The organism is Bacillus sp. SRB_331 (genome assembly GCF_003264175.1).
Taxonomy (GTDB): domain Bacteria; phylum Bacillota; class Bacilli; order Bacillales; family Bacillaceae_G; genus Bacillus_A; species Bacillus_A mycoides.
On record NZ_NADV01000037.1, the window covers coordinates 19,265 to 43,265 of the forward strand.

General features: G+C 31.6%; 19 protein-coding genes and 2 pseudogenes. 15 read left to right on the plus strand and 6 right to left on the minus strand.

Annotation, left to right across the window (positions count from 1 at the left end; all coding sequences use genetic code 11):
• Positions 1–37: 37 nt before the first annotated feature.
• The 5 genes from B5P42_RS23115 to B5P42_RS23130 all read left to right on the plus strand — a co-directional run bounded on the left by B5P42_RS23115 (position 38) and on the right by B5P42_RS23130 (position 5,942).
• Positions 38–1,321, plus strand: a complete 1,284-nt coding sequence (locus B5P42_RS23115) for an aminopeptidase P family protein (protein ID WP_113735347.1) — start codon at positions 38–40, stop codon at positions 1,319–1,321.
• Between the two features lie 118 nt (positions 1,322–1,439).
• Positions 1,440–3,095, plus strand: a complete 1,656-nt coding sequence (locus B5P42_RS23120; protein ID WP_113735348.1) for a multicopper oxidase family protein — start codon at positions 1,440–1,442, stop codon at positions 3,093–3,095.
• Between the two features lie 531 nt (positions 3,096–3,626).
• Complete coding sequence (locus tag B5P42_RS32110; RefSeq protein WP_181458822.1) at positions 3,627–3,764, plus strand: hypothetical protein; 138 nt, start codon at positions 3,627–3,629, stop codon at positions 3,762–3,764.
• A gap of 174 nt (positions 3,765–3,938) precedes the next feature.
• On the plus strand, positions 3,939–4,193 hold the full coding sequence (locus tag B5P42_RS33435; RefSeq protein WP_370445724.1) for a cytochrome c biogenesis CcdA family protein: 255 nt from the start codon (positions 3,939–3,941) through the stop codon (positions 4,191–4,193).
• Between the two features lie 39 nt (positions 4,194–4,232).
• Positions 4,233–5,942, plus strand: coding sequence for an SH3 domain-containing protein (locus tag B5P42_RS23130; protein ID WP_113735349.1), 1,710 nt, complete (start codon positions 4,233–4,235; stop codon positions 5,940–5,942).
• Between the two features lie 416 nt (positions 5,943–6,358).
• Here the strand turns inward: B5P42_RS23130 and B5P42_RS23135 are convergent, their stop codons facing one another.
• Complete coding sequence (locus tag B5P42_RS23135) at positions 6,359–6,934, minus strand: hypothetical protein (protein WP_113735350.1); 576 nt, start codon at positions 6,932–6,934, stop codon at positions 6,359–6,361.
• Positions 6,935–7,348: 414 nt separating this feature from the next.
• Here B5P42_RS23135 and topB point away from each other — a divergent pair.
• Positions 7,349–8,899 (plus strand): annotated as a pseudogene (gene topB / locus B5P42_RS23145) (DNA topoisomerase III); the annotation flags it as partial.
• Between the two features lie 736 nt (positions 8,900–9,635).
• On the opposite strand, the gene B5P42_RS23150 reads toward topB, so the two are convergent.
• Positions 9,636–10,322: an IS6 family transposase gene (locus B5P42_RS23150; RefSeq protein ID WP_113735351.1), complete on the minus strand. Its 687-nt coding sequence runs from the start codon at positions 10,320–10,322 to the stop codon at positions 9,636–9,638.
• A gap of 195 nt (positions 10,323–10,517) precedes the next feature.
• Between B5P42_RS23150 and B5P42_RS23155 the strand changes: the two genes are divergently transcribed.
• The gene (locus B5P42_RS23155; protein ID WP_113735352.1) at positions 10,518–11,627 is read left to right on the plus strand and encodes a Rho termination factor N-terminal domain-containing protein; all 1,110 of its coding nucleotides are present in this window, start codon (positions 10,518–10,520) and stop codon (positions 11,625–11,627) included.
• A gap of 724 nt (positions 11,628–12,351) precedes the next feature.
• Positions 12,352–13,395 (plus strand): hypothetical protein, encoded by a 1,044-nt coding sequence (locus B5P42_RS23160; RefSeq protein ID WP_113735353.1) that lies wholly within the window; start codon positions 12,352–12,354, stop codon positions 13,393–13,395.
• A 76-nt stretch (positions 13,396–13,471) separates the two neighbouring features.
• Here B5P42_RS23160 and B5P42_RS32900 read toward each other — a convergent pair.
• Positions 13,472–13,708 (minus strand): annotated as a pseudogene (locus tag B5P42_RS32900) (transposase); the annotation flags it as partial.
• A gap of 55 nt (positions 13,709–13,763) precedes the next feature.
• On the opposite strand from B5P42_RS32900, the gene B5P42_RS23170 reads away from it, so the two are divergent.
• Positions 13,764–14,450 (plus strand): IS6 family transposase, encoded by a 687-nt coding sequence (locus B5P42_RS23170; RefSeq protein WP_113735354.1) that lies wholly within the window; start codon positions 13,764–13,766, stop codon positions 14,448–14,450.
• A gap of 117 nt (positions 14,451–14,567) precedes the next feature.
• Here B5P42_RS23170 and B5P42_RS23175 read toward each other — a convergent pair whose 3' ends face one another.
• From B5P42_RS23175 to B5P42_RS23185, 3 genes are read right to left on the minus strand one after another with little or no spacing between them, the layout of a single operon-like run.
• On the minus strand, positions 14,568–15,371 hold the full coding sequence (locus tag B5P42_RS23175; RefSeq protein ID WP_258397524.1) for an ABC transporter permease: 804 nt from the start codon (positions 15,369–15,371) through the stop codon (positions 14,568–14,570).
• 4 nt (positions 15,372–15,375) lie between these two features.
• The gene (locus tag B5P42_RS23180) at positions 15,376–16,164 is read right to left on the minus strand and encodes an ABC transporter permease (protein WP_113735355.1); all 789 of its coding nucleotides are present in this window, start codon (positions 16,162–16,164) and stop codon (positions 15,376–15,378) included.
• Positions 16,161–17,153: an ABC transporter ATP-binding protein gene (locus tag B5P42_RS23185; protein WP_113735356.1), complete on the minus strand. Its 993-nt coding sequence runs from the start codon at positions 17,151–17,153 to the stop codon at positions 16,161–16,163. The genes B5P42_RS23180 and B5P42_RS23185 overlap by 4 nt, the downstream gene beginning before the upstream one ends.
• Before the next feature lie 767 nt (positions 17,154–17,920).
• Here B5P42_RS23185 and B5P42_RS23190 point away from each other — a divergent pair.
• From B5P42_RS23190 to B5P42_RS23215, 6 genes are read left to right on the plus strand one after another with little or no spacing between them, the layout of a single operon-like run.
• Entirely contained in the window at positions 17,921–18,754 is an 834-nt protein-coding gene (locus tag B5P42_RS23190) for an HAD-IIB family hydrolase (RefSeq protein WP_113735357.1), read from the plus strand.
• Complete coding sequence (locus tag B5P42_RS23195; RefSeq protein ID WP_113735358.1) at positions 18,720–19,850, plus strand: nucleotidyltransferase family protein; 1,131 nt, start codon at positions 18,720–18,722, stop codon at positions 19,848–19,850. The genes B5P42_RS23190 and B5P42_RS23195 overlap by 35 nt, the downstream gene beginning before the upstream one ends.
• Positions 19,851–19,901: 51 nt before the next feature.
• On the plus strand, positions 19,902–21,407 hold the full coding sequence (locus B5P42_RS23200) for a class I adenylate-forming enzyme family protein (RefSeq protein WP_220089402.1): 1,506 nt from the start codon (positions 19,902–19,904) through the stop codon (positions 21,405–21,407).
• The gene (locus B5P42_RS23205) at positions 21,394–22,635 is read left to right on the plus strand and encodes a type III PLP-dependent enzyme domain-containing protein (RefSeq protein ID WP_113735360.1); all 1,242 of its coding nucleotides are present in this window, start codon (positions 21,394–21,396) and stop codon (positions 22,633–22,635) included. The genes B5P42_RS23200 and B5P42_RS23205 overlap by 14 nt, the downstream gene beginning before the upstream one ends.
• On the plus strand, positions 22,604–22,846 hold the full coding sequence (locus B5P42_RS23210) for a phosphopantetheine-binding protein (RefSeq protein WP_113735361.1): 243 nt from the start codon (positions 22,604–22,606) through the stop codon (positions 22,844–22,846). The genes B5P42_RS23205 and B5P42_RS23210 overlap by 32 nt, the downstream gene beginning before the upstream one ends.
• Positions 22,847–23,998, plus strand: coding sequence for an acyl-CoA dehydrogenase family protein (locus B5P42_RS23215; RefSeq protein ID WP_113735362.1), 1,152 nt, complete (start codon positions 22,847–22,849; stop codon positions 23,996–23,998).
• The last annotated feature ends 3 nt before the right edge of the window (positions 23,999–24,001 follow it).

Below are 24,001 nucleotides of genomic sequence, written 5' to 3' on the forward strand. Positions count from 1 at the left end.
GTTTCAAAATTATACATAGAACGCTAGGGGGATTATTATGAAATCAACATTTTTTGCTCAAAATAGAGAACGATTAGTAAACACATTACCGGATGAATCTATTACTATTTTATTTGCTGGGCAAGCACCTCATATGTCAGCCGATGCACATTATAAATTTGTGCCGAATCGAAATTTTTACTATTTAACGGGAATCGATGAGCCAAATGTTATTTTCATGTTGAAAAAGTTTGGAAATAGTGTGGAAGAAACTCTTTTCATTGAAAAATCAGATCCAGTAACGGAAAAATGGGACGGTAAAACAGTTTCTAAAGAAGATGCAGAACAAATTTCAGGCATAAAAAAAGTTGTATATATAGAAAGCTTTGAGAAGACAATGGCAAATACACTTTTCACAGAAAATGTGAAGCATCTGTATTTAGATTTAGAGCGTCGTGAGTGGAAGGGTACTGAGACGAAAACGTTAGCGTTTGCTAAACATGTAAGAGAACAGTACCCACACATAACAATTGGTAACGTATACCCGATCGTTTGTGAATTACGAGTGTTTAAAACAGAAGAAGAAATTGAAATCATTAAAGAAGCGATTGCTGTAACTAAAGAGGGTATTTATAACGTGCTGAAGCATGCAAAAGCAGATGCGATGGAATATGAATTAGAAGCTCATTTTGATTTTACGCTTAAATCATCTGGAATTAAACATCATGCGTTTAATACAATTTTAGCGAGCGGTAAAAATGCTACAGTCCTTCATTATGAAGATAATGATGCACAAATTCAAAATGGTGATTTAGTACTGCTCGATTTAGGTGCTCAGAAAGATTACTACAACGCTGATATTAGTTACACATTCCCAGCGAGTGGAACATTCTCTAGTCGCCAAAAACAAATATATAATATCGTGTTAAAAGCATTGAAAGAAACAACTGAGATTATTAAGCCAGGAGTAAAGTTTGCTGCATTAAATGAGCATACAAAAAAAGTACTAGCAGAAGAGTGTAAAGCAATTGGTTTAATTCAAGAAGACGAGGAACTATCTAAATATTACTATCATGGTGTCAGCCATTTCCTTGGTTTAGATACTCACGATGTAGGAACATACAAAGATAGAGTATTAGAAGAAGGTATGGTTATAACAATTGAACCTGGTCTATATATTGAAGAAGAATCAATTGGAATTCGTATTGAAGATGATATTCTTGTAACAAAAGATGGCTATGAAAACTTGTCAAAAGATATCATTAGAGAAGTTGAAGAGATTGAAGAATTTATGAGTGAAAATAATGTAAATGTAAAAGAAGATGAAGTTGTTACGAAATAATAATTAGAAGAGACGCTCAATTTTGGGCGTCTTTTTATTTTGCTCATTTTATATCTCCATATTTTCTTGAAAATTGTCTTCTATAATAATCTTGAAAAAGAAAAAGGAGGGATTTTCCATGAAGAGATTTGTATTAACAGCAGTTACAATCTCCGTAATATCTTTAATTGCTGCATGTTCTGCGACCACAAATACAACAAATGATCATAAAAATATGAATGATAAAAAAGCAGAACAGACTGAAACTGCTACAAAACCATTGAAAGTTATAAAAGGACCAGAAGTTACTTTAGTAGCGAAAGAAGAAAAGCAAAAGCTAAGTAGCGGTGTTATTGTTCCGGTCTGGACATTTAATGGTTCATCTCCTGGACCAGAAATCAGGGTGAAAAAAGGTGAAAAGGTTAAAGTGACATTAAAAAATGAATTATCTGCACCAGTATCTATTCATTGGCATGGATATCCAGTCCCAAATAACATGGATGGAATTCCGGGTGTGACACAAGATGCGGTTGAATCAGGAAAAAGTTTCACCTATGAATTTGAAGCGAACGTACCAGGAACGTATTGGTATCATTCACATCAAGATTCTGTAAATCAACTAGATAGAGGTTTGTATGGTGCTCTTATTGTAGAGGATACAAGTGAAAAGTATGATAAAGATTACACATTAATGTTAGATGAATGGGTAACAGATAAAGAAGAAATTAATAAGCAGTTAAAAGAAATGACAAAAGGGAAAACAGAAAAAGCAGACGGTAATAAATCTAGTAAGGATAATGAAAATACGAAAAAGAATGATGATATGAAAGGCATGGATCATTCCGGTATGGATATGGGCAGTGATAAAAAAGATGCCGGCAATATGGCAGGAATGGACCATGGAAATATGAAGATGGAAGGTCATGATATGAGTATGTATGACATATTCACAATCAATGGTAAAAGCGGAGATTTAGTAGAGCCATTAAAAGTGAATAAGGGGGATAAAGTTCGTCTTCGACTCGTTAATGCGGGTTATCTATCACATGATATACACGTTCACGGTCATGATTTAAAAGTAATTGCAACAGATGGTCAACCAATTAATGATCCAAAAGTTATAAAAGACAAAGTAATTTCAATTGCACCGGGTGAACGTTATGATGTTGAATTTACAGCTAACAATCCTGGGAGATGGTACGTTGAAGACCATTCGAAAAATAAGGGTGCAAAAGGAATGAAAGCTGTTATTGAATATGAAGGTAGTAAAGAGATGAAAGATAAAGCAAACGAAAAAGAAAAACTACCAAAATTAGATATGACGAAATATGGTGCGAAAAAATTAGGTAGTTTCACGTTAGACCAGCAGTATACTGCCACATATAATATGGACTTGAATACGCAAATGAATGGAAAGGAAATGGTATATACAATTAACGGAAAAATATTTCCGGATATTGATCCAATTCCAGTGAAAAAGGGTGATTTAGTAAGAGTAAAATTAGTAAATCGCTCTAAAGCGGACGATCATCCGATGCATTTACACGGTCATTTCTTCCAGGTGTTAAGTAAAGACGGAAAACCGGTAGAAGGTTCTCCAATTGTTAAAGACACTTTGAACTTAAAACCAGGAGAAGAATATGAAGTAGCCTTTGTAGCAGACAATCCGGGTGATTGGATGTTCCACTGTCATGATTTACACCATGCTTCAGCGGGGATGGTAACAGAAGTAAAATATACAGATTACAAATCTGATTATGTTCCAAACCCTAACATTCCTAATAAGCCAGAATAAAGTAAAATTCAAGTAGTTTATAATAAAATAAAGCAGTTATCTTATGGATAGCTGCTTTTATATGTAATGTTGTGAATTGGGAATATTATTTTTATAAAAGTTTAGACAATAAGAGAGAGAAATACCGTGTAGTAAGAGTTTACAAGATTAAAAATGGGATTTTTGCTATTTAGATATTTTAAAAAGCATACTCGTTTTTGATTAGAAGTTGAGAAAATTACAGTGATAAATTTAATGTATTGTAGTTCAAAAAGGATAGATACTTATATTTGACCTTTCTTTTATTTTATACTACAATCCGTAGTGTGAAGGGAGGATGGGTATGTTCAAGTAAAATTATAAGTTAAATGAAGAGGGCCTAAATTACTGTTTTTAACCGTTTGAAAAAAACATAGTAAATATTTGGTATTTAGAAGGTGTCATAATTAAAGAAGAGCAGTAAAAATTAATGCTACGACGTTATAGCACATTTCAAGAATCGTTAGCTGATCAGTACATAATATGAATTCATCTTTTGGATTTTGAAGTGCTTTGCTTAATTTTATTGGGATGGAAAAAGCTTCAAATGAGCTTGTAACCGTATCTTTTACGAAAACAGCGATTAACTTACGGGTGCAGCAGATTGTAGATCCATCTTCTGTTACATGGAATATTCAGTTATACATATGAAAAGTTAATGAAACAGCAGGGCTATTTTTTATTTTTGCAGTATTAATTATGGGTGAGTGTTTGTAGCTTTTTTTTGAGAATTTAAACTACACAGTGTAGTGTTCTGTGAAAAGAAGCAAAATGAATGCAGCAGATTAAAAGATATGGATTGTACTAGGAACGGGGATGCTTTCATTGGTCTCACCGTGCATCGGTCCAATTTTGACAGCATTATTAATGCTTGGTGCAACGAATCCAGATCAAGTATTTATTTACATTACAGTTTACAAACTGGGATTTACGATTCCTTTTTTCTTAATTGCCTTCTTCGTTACGAAAGAATGGAATAATACCTCCGTTGAATATCTAGAAATAGAGGTTGATAGAAAAGAAGAGTACAACATGAGTAGAAAAGCATTTGATATAAAAAATAATAAACTAAAGATATGATGATACTTAAATGTATTTATGGGAAGGTGTTTAATACCTATGAAAAGAATTTTAGCTAGTGTGGCAGTAGTTTCTGTTGCAGGAAGTACATTTATTGGTAATGCTCAAGCGCAAACTTCTATAATGCCAAAAGACAAAAAAAATGAGCAATCTACTGATGCAGTAACATATGAAAATCCAGTAACAGTAAACACGAATGTTCTACGTGTTCGCACACAGCCAAATACGTCTAGTGCAATAATGGGGCGCGTGTATGAAGGGAAAGTTTTACAAGTTATTGGAGAAGATAACGGTTGGCTGAAAATTAATCATAACGGAAAAATTGGCTACGTAAGTGGTGAATTTGTTTCGGAAAAAGGTGTATCAGCGAAGACGAATGTAAGTACGAGTCGTAGTAAAACTGTAACTGCTAATATATTACGTGTTTGCACACAGCCAAATACGTCTAGTGCAATAATGGGGCGCGTGTATGAAGGGAAAGTTTTACAAGTTATTGGAGAAGATAACGGTTGGTTGAAAATTAACCATAATGGAAAAGTAGGTTATGTAAGCAGTCAATTTGTAATAGACGATAGCTCAAATGGAAGTGATAATAACAATGGAAAAGTTCAAGTAGCGAGTGGGAATTACAAAGTTAACGTATCCTCCCTCCGCGTTCGTACAGGTCCAAGTACTTCCCATACGATTTTAGGCTCTATACATAAAGGACAAGTTGTTCAAGTAACTGGTGAAGTTCAAGACTGGGTCAAAATTAACTATAGTGGACAAACTGCTTATATTAGTAAAGATTACATTTCAAAGAGTGGCTCTAATGCAAATGTAGGCCAAACAAATGAACAACAAAATAATGTTACGGTTCAAACTGACGGTACATACATTGTAGACGCTACTTCTTTACGTGTGCGTACAGGTCCTGCTACTTACCATAGTGTAATTGGTGGTGTATTAAACGGACAAACATTGCAAGTAACTGGCGTTGAAAATGGCTGGTTGAAAATTAATCATAATGGAAGAACTGGTTATGTAAGCAGTGAATATGTAAAATTCGTTAAAGGGGGTACACCATCAAAACCTGAAACAAGTAATCCATTTACTGGAGCAACAGTTGGTGACTACTATGTTAACGTAAGCGTGTTAAATGTAAGAAGCGGTGCTGGTACAAATCATGGTGTAATCGGTGCTTTATCAAAAGGAATAAAAGTACAAGTTCTATTTGAACAAAATGGATGGGGGAAAATTAATTACAACGGTAAAAACGGTTATGTATCAAGTAAATTTCTATCAAAAACAAGTGAGACTGATGCAGAGGAGCAGCGACAATCCCAAGAGGTAAATACAACTAATGAAATTAAAACGAATGACTTTATTCAACCAGCTGTAGGAAGATATACTTCTGGATTTGAGAAACGTGGTGGGCAAATGCATCACGGATTAGATATTGCTGCTTCAGGAACAGTGCCAGTTGTTGTTGCCGCAGAAGGTGTAGTCACTCGCTCATATTATTCCACAAGCTACGGTAATGTTGTGTTTATTTCTCACAATATTAACGGACAAACATATATGACTGTATACGCTCATTTAAAGAGTCGTTCTGTTTCTGCAGGTCAAAAAGTGAAGCAAGGACAACAACTTGGCATAATGGGGAATACAGGACAATCTGAAGGACAACACTTACATTTTGAAATCCATAAAGGTGAATGGAATGCACAGAAGAGCAATGCTATGGATCCAAAAACATATATTAGTTAAGTAAGAATTTATTATTTCAAGGTGGAATTGTATACTTTATCAAGCTAAGAGAATTGAATATCTATGAAATGAAAAAATATACTATCAATCATGTAGATTTAGAAGGTTCATTAAGTGTAGAAAAGTAGGAAAATAATTGATGGTGAAGATTATGACATGAAGTAATTTGAAAAAGAGAGGTCACAGCATTGTAATTCTGTGACCTCTTATTATATAATGCAAAGCTATTATTTATTAGTTTTCTGTATAATTATTAATCCTGATCCCATGCCAGAAGCTAAACTATAGTTATTATCTACAAATACTCCGAAATAATAAGTAAGTCGCATCCGTAAACCACTTTTCATTTGGGGCTGACGATTCAAAAGTATTTTTTATTTTCATCTGTTAAAAAATAAAATTATCGATTATAGCTGCTAGTGTTTATGTATATGTTGTTCATGTTCGGAGGGGAGCGGTGGGATATGGTCTGGGAATGTTACGAATACAGTAAGAACAATTACTACGCTGATCGAAAGTAATAATAGAAACCGACGATGGATATAAGTAGAAAAGGTTTCTGATAAAAGCTGAATCATACATGACATAGTTATCGTTATGGTAAGTAAGAGGCTAATGAACAGTATACTATGGGCTTGTTGAGCGTTTAACATCTCTGTAATCATAGCTCCCATCATACTTGCCATTAATCCAGAGAACAGTCCTTCTAAAGCAGTATATAGGTGAAAACGTAGACCGACTAAAAAACCGATAAACCCACTAATCAAAATAGCAAGCAAAGTAGAATATAGTAATTCTCCTTTGAAGAGAATCCCTAAATAAAAACCTATACTTAAACCGATACATATACTAAAAGACATAATAAATACCATATACTCCATTAGGGTACCCTTACGTTTAGAAATATATGATGTAATAATAATCGAGATACAACAAAGTGTTAAGGCAGTTAACGTATAAGCGAACATCATGATACCTCCCTGTCCTATCATTCACTTCATCATATGTTCAAATGGAGAGTACTTATGCTAATATATATCTGCAAATTATCTGCACAATTTAAAAAAGGTAAGTTCAATATAATTTTTAAATAATGATGGTTATCTTAGTAGACGATGCTTCATAAGGAATTGTTGTATTTTAAATTTTATAGAATATATGAAAGCAAATAGTAGTGAATGGAAAGGACGCTCGATTTTGGGGCGTCTTTTTTGTTTGTGAGCATGCGAAAGAAAGTGTTATATAATGAGTTTCTATTGTGAAGCTATAAAGAATAAGCGTATAATATTATAGGTCTCCCATTTGTGAGACAAACCGCGAATGATAAATAAGATTGTTGTATTATCATCGCCTCTAAAGATATAGACAATGAAAGTAACACTGGAATACAGATAGGGAGTTATAAAATGAAATTAATTATTGCCGAGAAACCAGATCAAGGTTTGGCTCTTGTTTCACAGTTTAAATATCGCCGGAAAGATGGGTATTTAGAAGTAGAAGCAAATGAGTTATTTCCAAATGGAGCGTACTGTACATGGGCAATTGGTCATTTGACGCAGTTATGTAATCCAGAACATTATCACGCTGAGTGGAAGAAATGGTCACTTAATACATTGCCGATGATTCCAGAGCGTTTTCAATTTGAGGTAACAAAGTCAAAGTATAAGCAATTTAACGTTGTGAAACAGCTGTTACATAATCCACAGGTAACAGAAATTATTCACGCGGGCGATGCTGGGCGTGAAGGGGAACTGATTGTAAGAAATATTATTAATCTTTGTAATGTGCAAAAGCCGATGAAACGTCTTTGGATTTCATCTTTAACGAAGCAAGCTATTTATCAAGGGTTTAAAAACTTACTAGATGAAGCAGATACGATTAATACGTATTACGAAGCATATACAAGATCTTGCGCTGACTGGGTTGTTGGTATGAATGCATCACGTGTCTTTAGTATTTTGCTAAAGAAAAAGGGAATGAATGATGTGTTTTCCGCTGGTCGTGTGCAAACACCAACATTGGCATTGATCGTAAAGCGTGAAAAAGAAATAGAGAACTTTAAGTCAGAGCCGTTTTGGGAAGTGTTCGCAACCTTTAATATAGAAGGAAAGAAATATGAGGGGAAATGGGAGAAAGATAATGAGTCCCGCTTAAATGACCCTGATTTGGCAAATAAAATTGCAGCGTTTTGTCAAAACAAACCGGCTGTAGTAAAAGAAATGAAAACGGAGCGTAAAGAGTTTCAGCCGCCGTTTTTATTTAATTTATCAGCACTGCAAGCGACAGCGAATAAAGCCTTTAAATTTTCACCGAAAAAGACGCTAGATATCACGCAAGCACTATATCAAAAAGGGATAGTCTCTTATCCACGTTCGGATTCTAACTATGTTACACAAGGAGAAGCAGCGACGTTCCCTGATATTTTACAGAAGTTAAGTCAGTTTGATGAATATAAAGGTTTATTGCCAGCACCAATTGAATCGATTATGAATAATAAGCGTTATGTGAATGAAAAGAAAGTTACAGATCACTACGCAATTATACCGACAGAGCAAGTTACAAATCCAAGCAAACTATCAGGTGATGAAAAGAAAATTTACGATATGATCGTAAGAAGGCTGATTGCGGCGCATTATGAAGTAGCAATCTTTGATTACACAACGATTACAACTCTTGTAGACGAACGTGCTGCGTTCATTTCGAAAGGAAAACAGCAAATTCAAGAAGGTTGGCGTAAAGTTATTTTCCAAGACGATAAAGATGACGAAACGATTCTTCCAATTGTAGCTGAAGGTGAACAAGGAAAAGTTGTAAAGGTGAAAGTGAAAGAAGGAAAAACACAGCCACCGAAACGTTATACAGAAGGACAACTCATTACGTTAATGAAAACGGCCGGTAAGTATTTAGAGAATGAAGAGCTTGAGAAAGTATTGAAGAAAACAGAAGGTTTAGGTACTTTATCTATAAAAAATATGTGTGCATAAATAAGTGAAGTGTGAAAAACGTATACAAATAAGATATAAATGAGTTGTTTCAGGGTGTGCAAAACTAATTTATGTGCATTATTAAACTATGCATCTAGCTTATCTATAAGAATTGCATTATTCATATTAAACATTTTATCAGTACTCTTTTTTGGCAGAAGAGGCAGTAGGTTGGAAGTTGAAATGTTATATTCATATATATAATTAAGATTATCAAAAGATAAGTTATTTTATATATTTAAAATTTCTATTCGTGCTTTAACTTGATCAGGAAAAGAAATTACATGTTATATATCAGGGGATTTAAAGTTGGCAAAGAAAAGAATTTATATAGAAATGGCTTATTTTTCTGATAATGAAATTATAAAAGTGATTCAGAATAAAATGGATATAAAAAAATGAAGAGTGAATGAGGATCTATGAGATAATATTTATTTCAAAATAATTTAAAGTGAATAATTCAGATGACGTAATAATGTTTAGTTAGAATAAGTATAAAAGAGAAGTAGATTAGAAGCCTCAAATCAATTCTAATCCAGTATATGTTAAAATGTGGTATAATTTATGTGTATTTAAAAATCTGAAGGTAGATACAGCAATGAATCAAGAATCAAAAAAGGAATATTTGAAAAAAATATTAAGAAAATCAGAAGGGTTCCGTTGCAAAGTTTCTTAACATCAAATGAGATGAGGAATTTCTCACTAACTATTATGCAACTATAAATAATTTTTGTAATTCACTGTACGTCGAAAAACAGGAGTCTGGTTTAAAACTCCTGTTTTTCTTATATAAAGCATGAATCGTTTCGATTCCTTTCAAGGTGCGCGAAGCATGGCGAAGACTTTGAAAGCCTGCTGATTTAGCAAAACGTCGTTTTACATGTCTATGGTCTTGTTCTATAAGATTGTTCAAATATTTGATTGTACAATGATTTGTGTGTTTATAAAGACCTTCTTCTTTTAACTTCTTAAATGCACAAAGTAATGCTGGGGCTTTGTCTGTCGTGAGAACCGCTGGTTCTCCAAACGTTTTCACCAATCTTTTCATACAGGCATAGGCAGCCTGATGATCTCGCTTTTTCCGAAGTTGAATATCCAATGTGTCTCCTTCTTTATCAATCGCACAGCATAGGTAACACCATTTTCCTTTCACTTTTATATAAGTCTCATCTAACTTCCACGACGATTGTACCTTTTTGTTTTCCCTCTTCCAGATTTGATAGATCAAATTCCCATATTCATGAACCCAGCGCATAATGGTTGTAGGGTGCACAGAAACACCACGTTCTTTCAAAATTTCAGAGACATCACGATAGCTTAAAGAAAAACGACAATAATAGCCGACGGCTACCAAAATAATATCCTTCTTGAACTGTTTCCCTTTAAAATATCGCATTTGTGATTCTCCTCGTACCTTTTTTCTAGAGCGTAAACTCACTTAGAAAACTTTGCAACGGAACCAGCAACTGTAAAGTCTCCAAGTAAAACTGGAGGACTTTATTTGAAATTCAAAGAAGATTACGAAGCTCTAATTTAATAATAGTAACTTAGCCAAAGCGTTACATAATTAGTACAAGGAGTGATAGGTTTTATGTTCAAAAAAATATTAGAAATATTCCAAGGTAGTAAATCAAAGACAGATAAACCGAATGAGCTTCAAACAATTGAACTTCAAAAGGATATTCCAAATTCAAGTAATCGATTAGATGATGCACGGCTTGAATTCTTAAAATACGTAAATAAAAAGGATTATACTAACTTACCATACTATTGGTATGAACACATAGGGGATATAGATGCCACAATATCTAAATTCCTTCATATGGGACTTTTAACACAACCCAATGAGTATCAAATGCTTGAGACCAATACTATAAAGACATTAAAAGAAATTGCTAAAAGCAATGGTATAAAGGGATATTCTAAATTAAAAAAGGTCGAAGTTATTGATACTCTTTTACAGAGCATTTCAAAAGAGGATATTTATCAAATGCATAAGGATCTGACTATATATGTATTAACACCGGATGGGGAAAAGCTTGTTAATGACTATAAACATAAGAAAGATACAGAACGTAACCAACTCATAAGTCATATTTCCAAGTGCATTGAAGAGAGGAATTTAACAAGAGCAGCAGAAGCAGTTATCGAATATGAGCAACAGCAAGTATTCAAAAGAGGATTAGGGATTGATTGGGAAACTACTGAACCAAATCATTTAACAAATAGGTGTAATGAAATTTTTAACTTAACTTTTCTCGACCTTGATAATACAGAAGAGTTTAAGAATCAAATAAAGAAGCATCTAATTATCGGTGATTTGCTAGGGGAACACATCGATGAGATGATCAATCGTTTTTTAGATGAAACCACGGAGGAAATTAAATGCTCTTCGCTAGATGGTTTCCTTAAAAAAACCCATGGTGGATACGCTAGTAGAATGAATTCAAGTAATAATGATAAGATACGATTATATTGCCACTATGCGCTGTTTAAAGCAACAAATCAACAAAAGTTAAACAATTTATTATCTATTAGGGCTGGAGATGGAATTGAAATATTGAAGGCAGAGGAGCCAGAAGGGTGTTCAATTTGTGGAAGTGTGAAAGATGTATATTTGTGGAAAGAAGTTAAAGACATTTCAAAGCTACCCCTTCATTTTGGATGTTGTTGTATGTATGTTGCTCATTTTAAAATTTAAAATTTACATTAAGGTCATACCTACGGTGCAATTAGTTAGAATGTAAAAAAACAACATTAAAAGAGAAAAAACACAATAAATATTATAACGGATACACTTAATGAGGGGTGGATTGCTAGGGGGGGTTCTACATTACCAACTTGATTTTGGATCATTTGCTACGGTTTCTTATTGGCCAGTTTGCTCCTATCAATCTATTTTCTTTCATGGGACAAAAACAGACGAATCAATAAGATAAGTAATATCGTTAACATTTTAAGACTGTTACTAAAGATTATATTGATTCAATTAACCAAATGTACTGTGGAGAAACCATTAGAGATTTGAAACATGTATAATAAAATCAACATCTCTAATAAGATTTCACGAACAATCTAGAGATGTAAAAAATCTCTTGAACAAAGTGTTGTATTTTATTAGATTTATTGTTTTCGTGATGTGAATTGTGTGTAATAATATAATAAGTAGTGATTTAGTTGCAATTAATCTTAGATAAACTATGGATGTTTGTTTTTAGAGCTCTAATTTTTTAGGAAAGCTTAAAAATATAGGGATGAATGCATCATTGACTATAGTAGTTTTGTATTGGTAGAAAAGTTAGTTATTCTTCCGTTTGGGATAGTAATTAAAATTTATAATTTGATGTGAAAATTATATTATTTAATTGTTTTTTACGTAAAGTGTGCAATTTAAAATATTTGTAGATGTAGGAGGCATTTTTAATATGCAGAAAATATTACCTATTAATACTGAAATTAATGTAACATGTTTTCAATTTGAGGCCTTTCCCTTAACAATTATTTCAAATTATAAAGAATCTTTTCCATGGATTCATAGTAATTACATACAACTTGCATTCCATAAAGATTTTATAGAAGCTCCAGTACCTTTTAAGTTTTACCTCTTCGATTATAGTTTAGTTCCCTGGCTAAAAGTTCAGAAATTAGATAGGGAAGTATATTCGTTATTTAATGAAGATATAGTAGATTTTATTAAAAAAGCAATTGATTTAGAATATTATGTATATTTGAATGTGGATGAATATTTTATACCACATCGCGCAGCATATAAGAATTACAATAAATCTCACGATATATTAGTGTTTGGTTATAATGAAAATGACTTGGAATTTTCATTATTAGGATACAATGAAAAACAGCTTTTTTCAAAAACTAAGGTTCCGTATGATTTGTTTAGAAAAGGCTTTCAAAATCTTAGTAATATAAAAAATGATTGCAATCAAATTTATCTTTATAGATTTGAAAGGAACACGAAGTACAATTTTAGATTGAGTGTTGTAATAGATTCTCTAAAAGAGTACTTGTTTTCTAAGAATTCTGCCGGGAAATTTAATGCATTAGCTGAACCGGAAAATCTTGTGTTTGGAATTGAATGTTATAACTATTTAGTCGAATATCTAGATTACGAAAGAGAAAGGACTTCTTTTATAGATTTAAGATATTTACAAAAGCTCTTAGAGCATAAGCTATGTATGCTAGAAAGAATAGAATATTTAGAACAGGAAGGTTATGTAGAGAAAGAGCATGGTTGTTCTATTAAATATAACGACGTAGTAAAAAAATCAAAAAGTATAAAACTACTTACTATGAAATTTAACAAAACATATAATGAATCGACACTTGAAAATATTAAAGAAACGCTTAAAGATATTAAAGATTTAGAAATTGAAATTCTATCTAAGTTAATTGAAGAATTAGAGTACAAACAGGATATAGATAATAAACAAGAAGGTGGTAGTAATTGGTAGGGTGATTAGAAATTTAGATATCCATTAAGAGTAGTTTAACTACATTTTGAAAAAATGCTCAGAGTGTTGGGAACCCCTAAAGGGGTTCCCAACACTCTGGAATCTTTTTGATTTTAGTGAAAGAAAACCATATAAAATAATAGAATTTAGATAAATAGCCCTCCATTAACCCCTTTTTGGTTAGATGGAGGGCTATTTTTTTCATGTTTTGGCAAGCAGCGGTGAGGTAAGCTTGCATTTTGACAGACTTCAGCCCTCGAAACCGGGCATAGCGGTAGCCATGTAGTTCTTTGGCATCCGCAAAGCTTCGCTCGGTTCCGTTGCAAAGTAGTTTACATTCTAGAAAAAGGGTACGAGGAGAATCACAAATGCGATATTTTAAAGGGAAACAGTTCAAGAAGGATATTATTTTGGTAGCCGTCGGCTATTATTGTCGTTTTTCTTTAAGCTATAGTGATGTCTCTGAAATTTTGAAAGAACGTGGTGTTTCTGTGCACCCTACAACCATTATGCGCTGGGTTCATGAATGTGGGAATTTGATCTATCAAATCTGGAAGAGGGAAAACAAAAAGGTACAATCGTCGTGGAAGTTAGATGAGACTTATATAAAAGTGAAAGGAAAATGGTGTTACCTATGCCGTGCGATTGATAAAGAAGGGGACACATTGGATATTCAACTTCGGAAAAAGCGAGATCATCAGGCTGCCTATGCCTGTATGAAAAGATTGGGAAAAACGTTTGGAGAACCAGCGGTTCTCACGACAGACAAAGCCCCAGCATTACTTTGTGCATTTAAGAAGTTAAAAGAAGAAGGTCTTTATAAACACACAAATCATTGTACAATCAAATATTTGAACAATCTTATAGAACAAGACCATAGACATGTAAAACGACGTTTTGCTAAATCAGCAGGCTTTCAAAGTCTTCGCCATGCTTCGCGCACCTTGAAAGGAATCGAAACGATTCATGCTTTATATAAGAAAAACAGGAGTTTTAAACCAGACTCCTGTTTTTCGACGTACAGTGAATTACAAAAATTATTTATAGTTGCATAATAGTTAGTGAGAAATTTCTCATCTCATTTGATGTTAAGAAACTTTGCAACAGAACCTGGATTTTTCTATGCAATCAGTTATGAAAAATTATGAGAGAATATGTATATTAATTTATTATCAGTTTCCAGTACTAGTATAATTTCTGATTCCATACTTCCAAAATCTATAGGCAACTATAAAAGATAATATAGCTATGAGAGGAGTCAATACTCCGATGTGTATGAAACCTTTATCTTCAATTATATAAGAAGCTGGATAGAAAGCTGTAAAACCGTATGGAATAATCCAAGTTATAACAAAGGTAATGTACTTATTATAAATATTAATTGGATATTGAGCATACTCATTTAATTGAAACACGGATGAAGTAAGAGCTAAACTATCCACTATCCAGAAGGAAAAACTAATGAAAAATAAGTTAATAGATATAAAGATTATACCACTAGAAATAATCATTAATAGTAAAAGTAGAATTATACTAAGATTAAACTGGAGACCAATTTCCTTCGATGAAATAAATAAAATTATTCCTCCAACAATAATCTGTCCTAAGCCATCTTGCTGAACTCTTTCTGAAACTAATTGAAAAAGTGGATTAACTGGTCTTAATAATAATCGGTCAAAATCTCCGGTTTTTATGTACCCCCAACCTAGTGTCCATAGATTATCAAAAAATATATGATGAATGGATCTCCCGAGGTAAGCTACAGCATAAATAAATAACATTTCATAAAAATTCCAGCCATTTAATTTTTCAATATGGCTAAAAATAATCTGTAAGAAGAAGATTGCAATTAGTTGCTGCATTATTATAGAAGCACTGCCGATTAAGAAGTCAATTTTATATTCCATAATAACTTTGATATGTTTTTTAAAATATTGAAGATACAGAGAACTATATCTTATAAATTTTTTAAACAAATTATTAACCTCCAAATATTGTTATTTTTCTAATTGACAACATCCAAACAATTCTAACTATAGAGAATAGTAATATTAACCATAAAAATTGGGAAAGTAAACAATTAATTGATTCGTGAGTGTTAAACTGACCAACATAAATTGAAACCGGAATAAAAATCATATGCTTAAAAGGTAAGTAATCCCCAATTATTTGAAACCATTGAGGAAAAAGAGTTAATGGTACTAATGCTCCAGAAAAGAATTTTATAATTGAATCTCTTAATATTTTTATTCCCCAGGTATTTGTAGTCCAGAAGGCTAATATTCCAATTAATAAGTCTAATTGTGTACCTATTAGTACACCAAATAATGCACTTATTAAAAATAAAAATAATGAAACGGGGGAACCAGGCAATTCGACTCTTAATACAAGCACAGAGATAAGAAACATTGGAAAAGAGATCCTTATAAGGTTAGAAATTTTAAATCCAATATCGAGACTTACAAGCTTATCTAAATAGTGATATGGCTTAAGTAGCTCATTTGCAATTTCTCCATTTTTAATTCCTCTGGACAAGTTATTACCTACACCTGACACATAGCTCTCCAGCATTAGAGCAATAATTACATAGGTAATCATTGTAGAAAAATTCATTTCGTTAATTGTAGAGCGATTAGCATATACTGCTTTCCAAAAATAAAATAATAGAAATACTTTTAGAATTCCAGAGCACATACTTGTCCAATGCAAAGAAATATATGCAATATCAACCTTTATTTGAGATTTTGCTAATTCCCAATATTTTCTCACTGTTCTGCACTCCCATTATATATGTCTTGAACGACCCTGCCTATATCAGGTTCGGTAATTGTGAAATCTGATATTTCATATTTATTCATGAAATTTAATAGAATAGTTTGTGAAGAGACTTTTGTATTATTATAGTGAACTTTTATCGAATTGGTTCTGATTTCATATTCAACCAATCCCTCGAATTCACTTGGATATATAAAGTTATCTTCTATATTTTCTATCTCCATTTCTATTACACGATTATATTGAGAGTTGTTTTTTAAATTTTTTATATCGCCATCATATATAATAGCGCCTTTATCAATTATTATAACTCTGTTACATAATACTTCGATGTCTTGCATATCATGGGTGGTTAGAATTATAGTTGTCTTTTTTTTCTGATTTATATAACTTATAAAGTCTCGAATTTTCTCTTTAACGCTTACATCTAATCCAATTGTGGGCTCGTCTAGGTAAACAATTTTTGGATTATGAAGAAAGCATGAAGCGAGTTCACATCTCATTTTCTGTCCTAAGGATAGCTGACGTACGGGCTTATCTAGTAAATCATTAAGGTTTAATATTTCTATAAAGTGATTCAGGTTTTTATTGTATTCTTCCTCAGGTATTGCATAAATATGCTTTAAAAGCTCGAAAGATTCGCGGATGGGAATGTCCCAGTATAATTGTGTTCTTTGCCCGAATACTGCCCCAACCTGCTGTGCATTTTTTTTTCTATTTTTATACGGAATGATACCATTAACTAATATTTCCCCGTCATCAGGTGTAAGTATTCCACTCATCATTTTAATTGTTGTGGATTTTCCTGCTCCATTTGAACCAATGTAGCCAACTATCTCTCCCTCTGAAATAGAAAAATTAATATTATTAACCGCATGTACTAATTCATATTTTGGATTATACAAGGCTTTTATAGCACCTCTTAATCCAGGTTCCTTTTTAATAACTTTATATTTCTTTGATAGATTTTTAATCTTTATCAAAAAAACACCTCCCATTCCAAATTTATCAATTTAATAAATATCTTGACAATTACTATCTTAATAAATAAAATTAATTTATGCAATCGCTTTCTTAAATTGATGTAAGGATTCTTAACCATCGTTATGGAAAATAATCCGGATTTATATCATTGGTGAAGGGATGAATGCCCATGTATTACTATTCTATCAAGATTGACGAAGAAAAAGACTATTTTTAACTATAAGAGGAAATTGGTTATTAAATGATTTATTCATTTTTTTTGAATAATAGCGAAAACGTTTGCTTTAATTATCGCTAAATAACTAATCGTCTCATGTTAAGAGCTTGTCGTTTTTCTGTTACGATTAGGTTGCATAGGGATACTATTTAATCAAATCTTATAGCGTTTTTTTAAATTCAAAATAATAGTTGTTTTTTAGAAGTCTTTATGAAAAAAACATGAAGAGAATTCAAATTTCTATTATCTTGGATTTTAGGGATAGAGGTGGTGAAGTCAGATTTTTTATGAAGTTTAAAAAATGTTGTTCGCAGTTTATGAGCTACGTTTGTACTGGTAAGAATTTTTTCGATAAAAGATTAGTCTTTATTGAAAGCCCTTTCCACTTTGAGGGGGCTATAAATGAAAAAACTTTAAATTAACGCTCTATCATATTTGAAATCAGATTTATATTATTTTTTACTAGTGTCAAAATAATAAGCTTGAAGGATTTTGTGTTTGTTATTTTTAATAGTTACATCTAAGTATTAATGGATAGGAAGGGTGTTTATGAAAAAAGAAACGTTCACATTAAAAGGATTTAAATTTGCGGCATTTGATTTAGATGGAACTATAGTAAATGAAAGAGGTGAAATTAGTCAGAACATTGAGAAGGCGATTTTGAAATTGAGAAAATCAGGAATAACACCAATAATAGCCACAGGAAGGGTTCTGCAATCTTACAAAAATCTATTTTCTTCAAATAGATATAATAAACTATTTCATAAAAAAATAGTTTGTCATGATGGAAACATTCTCTATGAGGAAGGAAAAATTACGATACTTAAAAAAATTGATTTGGATTTTTTTTGGAGTATTTTCTATTCATTAAAGAGCAGTGCTGACTTCGTTGTAATTAATAATGGAGAGTGTTTTGCAGAGACAAAATCTGCTGCGCTTAAATATAGTATGGTTTATAGAATAAACAGATCTCAAATAATTGTAAAATCTTTTGATGAAATTAATTTGAATGGACTTAGTAATGTATATGTTTTTCCTAAAGACAAAGATAAACAAATTTCAATAAATTATTTTAGTAATTATAATGTGAAACCTATATCGTACTTAAATGCATTTAAAATAACACCGAATGTTAATAAGGCAGATGGACTAATAAAACTTTTAGCAACAGATTTTCATGAGAAAAATTTAGAAAAAGTTATTGCGTTTGGTGATGGAGAAAATGATGTGCAAATGTTAAACAATTGTGCAATTGGAATAGCGGTACAAAATAGTCACCCAGCAGCAATTAACTGTTCTACGTACAGTATTAACATTCCGATTGAAAAATTTATCGAAGAGAATTTAGTTGAAGGGACTGATAGTACTGAAATTAGAGTATGAATTAATAATATTGTTAACGAAACAGGATTTAAATGAAAGTGAGATTAATAGACTAAAGGAATTATTAGGGAGCCACTTAGAGTGGGATAGAATAATTGGACTCTTATATATTCACAGGGTGTTAGGAATTGCATGGTTAAACTTAAAAAAATACTATTCTCAAGATGAAAAAAATAGATGTGCTATGCCTAGATTATTTAAACTCTTAAATGAATCATATAATGCGCAAAAAGAAAAATTTTCCGAACAATTAGAGTATACATATCAGGTATGTAAGGCTTTAGAAGATAAAAATATTCGATATGTAGTACTAAAGGGGGTTTCATTATCAGGAATAATTTATAAAGATGGTGGCCTAAGGGATTTTAATGACAATGATATATTGATTCACCCTAATGATTTAGATAGGGCAAAAGAAGAAATTCTTTCCCTAGGATATGTACAAGGAAACGTTAAACACCATATTAAAATTGTAAAGCCAACTAGGCGAGAGTTATTGATTAGAAGGATGAATTCTCATGAAGTAATTCCATTAGTAAAGGATATATCAAAGGATAGTATGTTGGCAGCTCACCATGTCATTGATCTTCACTTTTCGGTTAATTTAATGACGAAAAACCATAATGAGGATATCGTTGAAAAATTCTTAAATCATAGGATAAAAGAAAAAATCCAAGGGAAGATGATATATTCACTTGATTATAATGATATGTTTATCTTTTTATGTGAACACTTTTATAAAGAAGCTAAGTCAGTTAGAGATTTGAATATGTATAAAGATTTATTGCTATATAAAATATGTGATATATATCACATATTGCTTAATAAAAATCTTATAAACTGGAATACCATTGTTTCAACCATTGAGGAGTATGAAATGGAAAAACAAGTTGAGTTTGCTTTAACTTATGTAAAAAGGATTTTTAAATGTGATATTTCTCCGTTACTTAATAAAAATAGCTACAATGAAGATTTTGATATTGTTTATCAATACGATAGCGAAGAAGTTGCTTATAAGCATAACGCTAATCAAGAGCTAGTTGATAGAGTATTTGATATAAGTAGACCGAGAATGATTAATGAAATAAATAAGTAATTAACTAAATAATTAATGGAATGAATAATTAATTAATTAATGGGTGATATAGTGGAATTTATACACGATTTATTAGATATAAAAAGTGGGAATTTATTTTTTCATACAGATGATGATACAGTTAATGTTTCAGAATTAAGAAAGAATGCAAAGAGAACAGCAGCTTTACTAAAATCATATAAATTACAACCCGGCGATAGAGTATTAATAATGTTAGAAAATAGTATAGAACTAATTCAACTCATATTTGGTACTTCAATGGCTGGGGGAAGTGTTGTTGTTGTTAATTCAGACACCTTAACAGAGAATGTTGAGTATATTATAAATGATTGCAAACCAAAATATATCATATCATCATTCGCTGATAAATTCAATTATTACAATGAGGAAATTAAAATTATTTCTTTAATGGAATATAAACAGGATATTCAGTTTTATTCACAGGGAATTAATTTGAATTTTTGTCACAAATATATTACTCGATCTAAAAATGATGAGGCCTTATTAATATATACTTCGGGGAGTACAGGGAAGCCAAAAGCTGTTATATCATCTCATAAGCAGGTGATATTCTGTACAAAAGCTATCTCTAAGGAATTAGATATGGGAAACAGTGATGTAATTGGTTGTTTACTCCCACTTTCATTTGATTATGGACTTTATCAAGTGTTTTTAGCTCTAATTTCTGGTGCTGATATATGTTTAGGTAATACTAAAGATGCAGGAATACAATTGTACAATTTTTTAAATAAATGGAGAATTACAGTTTTTCCATCAATGCCTCATTTAACTAATGGTTTAATTAGAATATTAGAAAAAAGAAAGGGTACTTTAAGTATTAAAAAAATAACGAATACAGGTGAGAGTTTACCTAGTAGTTTAATTGAGAAAATTAGAAGGTTAATTCCTGATAGTCAGATATATCTTATGTATGGACTTACAGAATGTAAGCGTGTATCAATACTTAACCCAAAAGATATTAGTACGAAAATATCATCAGTTGGTAAGCCATTAGAGGGAACACATTGTTTTATTGTAAATGAAAACAATGAACTATTACCATCAGGGGAAATAGGGGAACTTGTAGTAGTAGGTCCTAATGTAATGGAGGGGTATCTGAATCAAAGTGAATTGACAAAAATGCGATTTAGACATAATTTACCCTTTACAAAAGATCGAGCCTTGTTTACTGGGGATTATTTCCATATGGATGATGATGGATATTTATATTTTCATGGAAGACGGGATGATCAATTTAAACAAAGTGGGTATAGATTAAGTTCCATAGAAATCGAAGAAGCGGTAAACAAAATCCCTTATGTAGAGAGAGGAATATTAATAACACCAAATAAAAAAATAAAAAAATCCATTTTATATGCAAAAACGAATAAAGACATATCTTATGTTAACGAACAATTAAAGATGAAATTAGAGAGATACAAGTTACCTCAAATTATAGTAGTAGTTAAAGAGTTTCCACTTAATATAAATGGAAAGGTTGACAAAAACAAGCTTATAGAATCTTACTTAGGAGACGAAACTAATGAAATTTTATAAAGACTTGGTTGCGATTTATGGAAGTCCTTTATATATTTACGATTTACATAAAATTACAACTGCGTATAAAAGATTAAAAAGTTATTTACCGGATAGTAGTAAGATATTTTATTCATTAAAGGCAAATCCTAATCCTGAAGTAGTAAATCATATAATTAAGTTAGGATGCTATGCAGAAGTATCATCTATTAGAGAATTAGATACAGCTCTTGAAACAGGGTTGTCAGCGGATAAATGTTTATATACAGGTCCTGGTAAATCTAATGATGAGATTAATTGTGCAATAGAAAAAGGGGTTAATCATTTTTCCGTAGAATCGCTAGATGAGTTGGCAATTATTAGCGGTTTATCGTTGAGTAAACAGAAGAAAATAAGAATTACCTTAAGGATTAATCCTGAGATTCAAGCTTCGAGTGCAAGTATAAACATGACGGGCGTTTCTTCTCAATTTGGATTTGAAGAAGAACAATTGAATTCTGAAGAATTAAGTAAATATAGAAATAAGTTCATTCTTATTGAAGGATTCCATATATATAATGGCTCTAATTTTGATAGTAGTGAAAAATTATTGAACAATTTCAAATCAGCAATACTTACAGTAAAACGAATTAGTAAAAAATTAGATATTGATTTAAAGTTTGTTGACCTAGGCGGAGGATTTTCGGCACCGTATGGCAAGATTGGTGATTTAACAAATTATTCAGATGTAACAATTCAACTAAAAGAAATGATAAATAAAGAATTTGATAAAGAAGTTGAAATCGCTTTCGAAACAGGACGTTATCTAACTGCTACCTCGGGTGTAATAATTGGAACTGTACAAAGTTTAAAAAGAAGTAAAGGAAGTAATTTTTGTGTGATTGATTTTGGTATTAATAGTTTAGGAGGGATGAGTGGATTACGAAGGCTTCCTTCATCTAGTTTTAATATAATTCCGCTAGATAAATATAATGAAGAAAAGATTGAAACTACTCTTGTCGGACCATTATGTACACCGTTAGATTATATAAATAAAAAGGCATATTTGCCCCGTTTTAGTAGGGGAGATAATTTTTACATTCCTAATGTAGGAGCTTATGGATTAACAGCGAGTCTAATAGGTTTCCTTAGTAGAGATTTACCAAAAGAAATAATTGTTGAAAACGAAAAGGTACACCTGGTTTTTGAAAATAAATTAATATCAAGGAGAGATAATAATGAAAAATATATTTATACAGGTGTTAAATAATTATTTAAGTGATGATGTAAGTAATAATTTTGAAACTACCCTAAAAGATATGGGATTAGATTCTATGGCTTCTATTGAGTTACTTTTAGAATTAGAAGATCAATTTGACATTGTGTTTCCAGATGAACTTTTAACTGAGGAAACATTTTCGACAGCAAAAACATTATGGGAATCAATAAACAAATTAACCCCTGATAAGGCAGGATGTTAAATGGAGAATCCTAAATTATTTGATAAAGATTTAACAACTGTTTTAGGGGTCATATCAAAGAATGCAAGAAAAATAGATAAAGGTATATTTCCGATAGAGAACATTGAGCTGTTAAAAAAAAATAAACTAATGAGTATGATCATGTATGAAAATAGTCAACAAAGAAAAGAGAGTATACTCAGATGTTCTAAGCTAGTTCAAGAAATAGGAGAGCATTGTCTGTCCACATCTATGATTTATGGAATGCACTGTCAACAATTATTTACACTTTTAAATATTGAAGAGACTCCATTCAAAAAAATGTTATTAAAAAGTATTTGTGATAATCAAAGTTATATTGCTTCAGTAACATCTGAATATGGAAAAGGAGGGCATCTTTTAACCTCTACAAGCCCAATAGAGTGGTTAAATGAAAACATAATTCTTAATAGAAGAGCACCCGTAGTAACAGGTGGAGCATTTGCCGATGGGTATTTAATTACTATGAAAAAATCAATTAACTCTAACGAAGATGATGTTACTTTAGTGTTTGCTTTCAAAGATGAGATTCAGAGTGAAGTGAAAGGAAAATGGTCTTCTCTTGGAATGAGAGGCACCCAAAGTATCCCTATGAAGTTCCATGGAATATTAAGTGAAGACAGGGTCTTAAATTCTATCTCTTTCAAAGAGATTGCAAAATTTTATATGATTCCAATTGGTCATATCATGTGGGCTTCAAGTTGGCTGGGTTCAATAAAAAGTGCCTTTAAACGTTTTATTCGTATAATAAGAAAAGATAAAACAAAAAGGGATTCTGAAATTATTTTAAGTAAAATCTCTGAGATAAGATTGTTGATAGACACCGTTGATATTTATCTAAAATCAACTATTGAAAAATTCATTCAATATTTAGAAGAAGATAAGAGTCAAATGGATTGGAATAGCTTTAGTATTCAAATAAATAATTTGAAAATAATTTCATCAGAAAATTTGTATAAGGCAATTAATGAGATTGTGGAAGTATCTGGTATGTATTATGGTTATCAGCAAATAGAGGAAATAAATTTTGAGAGAACTTTAAGAGATTTAAGATCAGCTTCTATAATGTTTCATAATAATCGTCTTAAAGGGATAAATGGTAAGTTATCATTATTTAATTCAGAAATTAATTAGAAT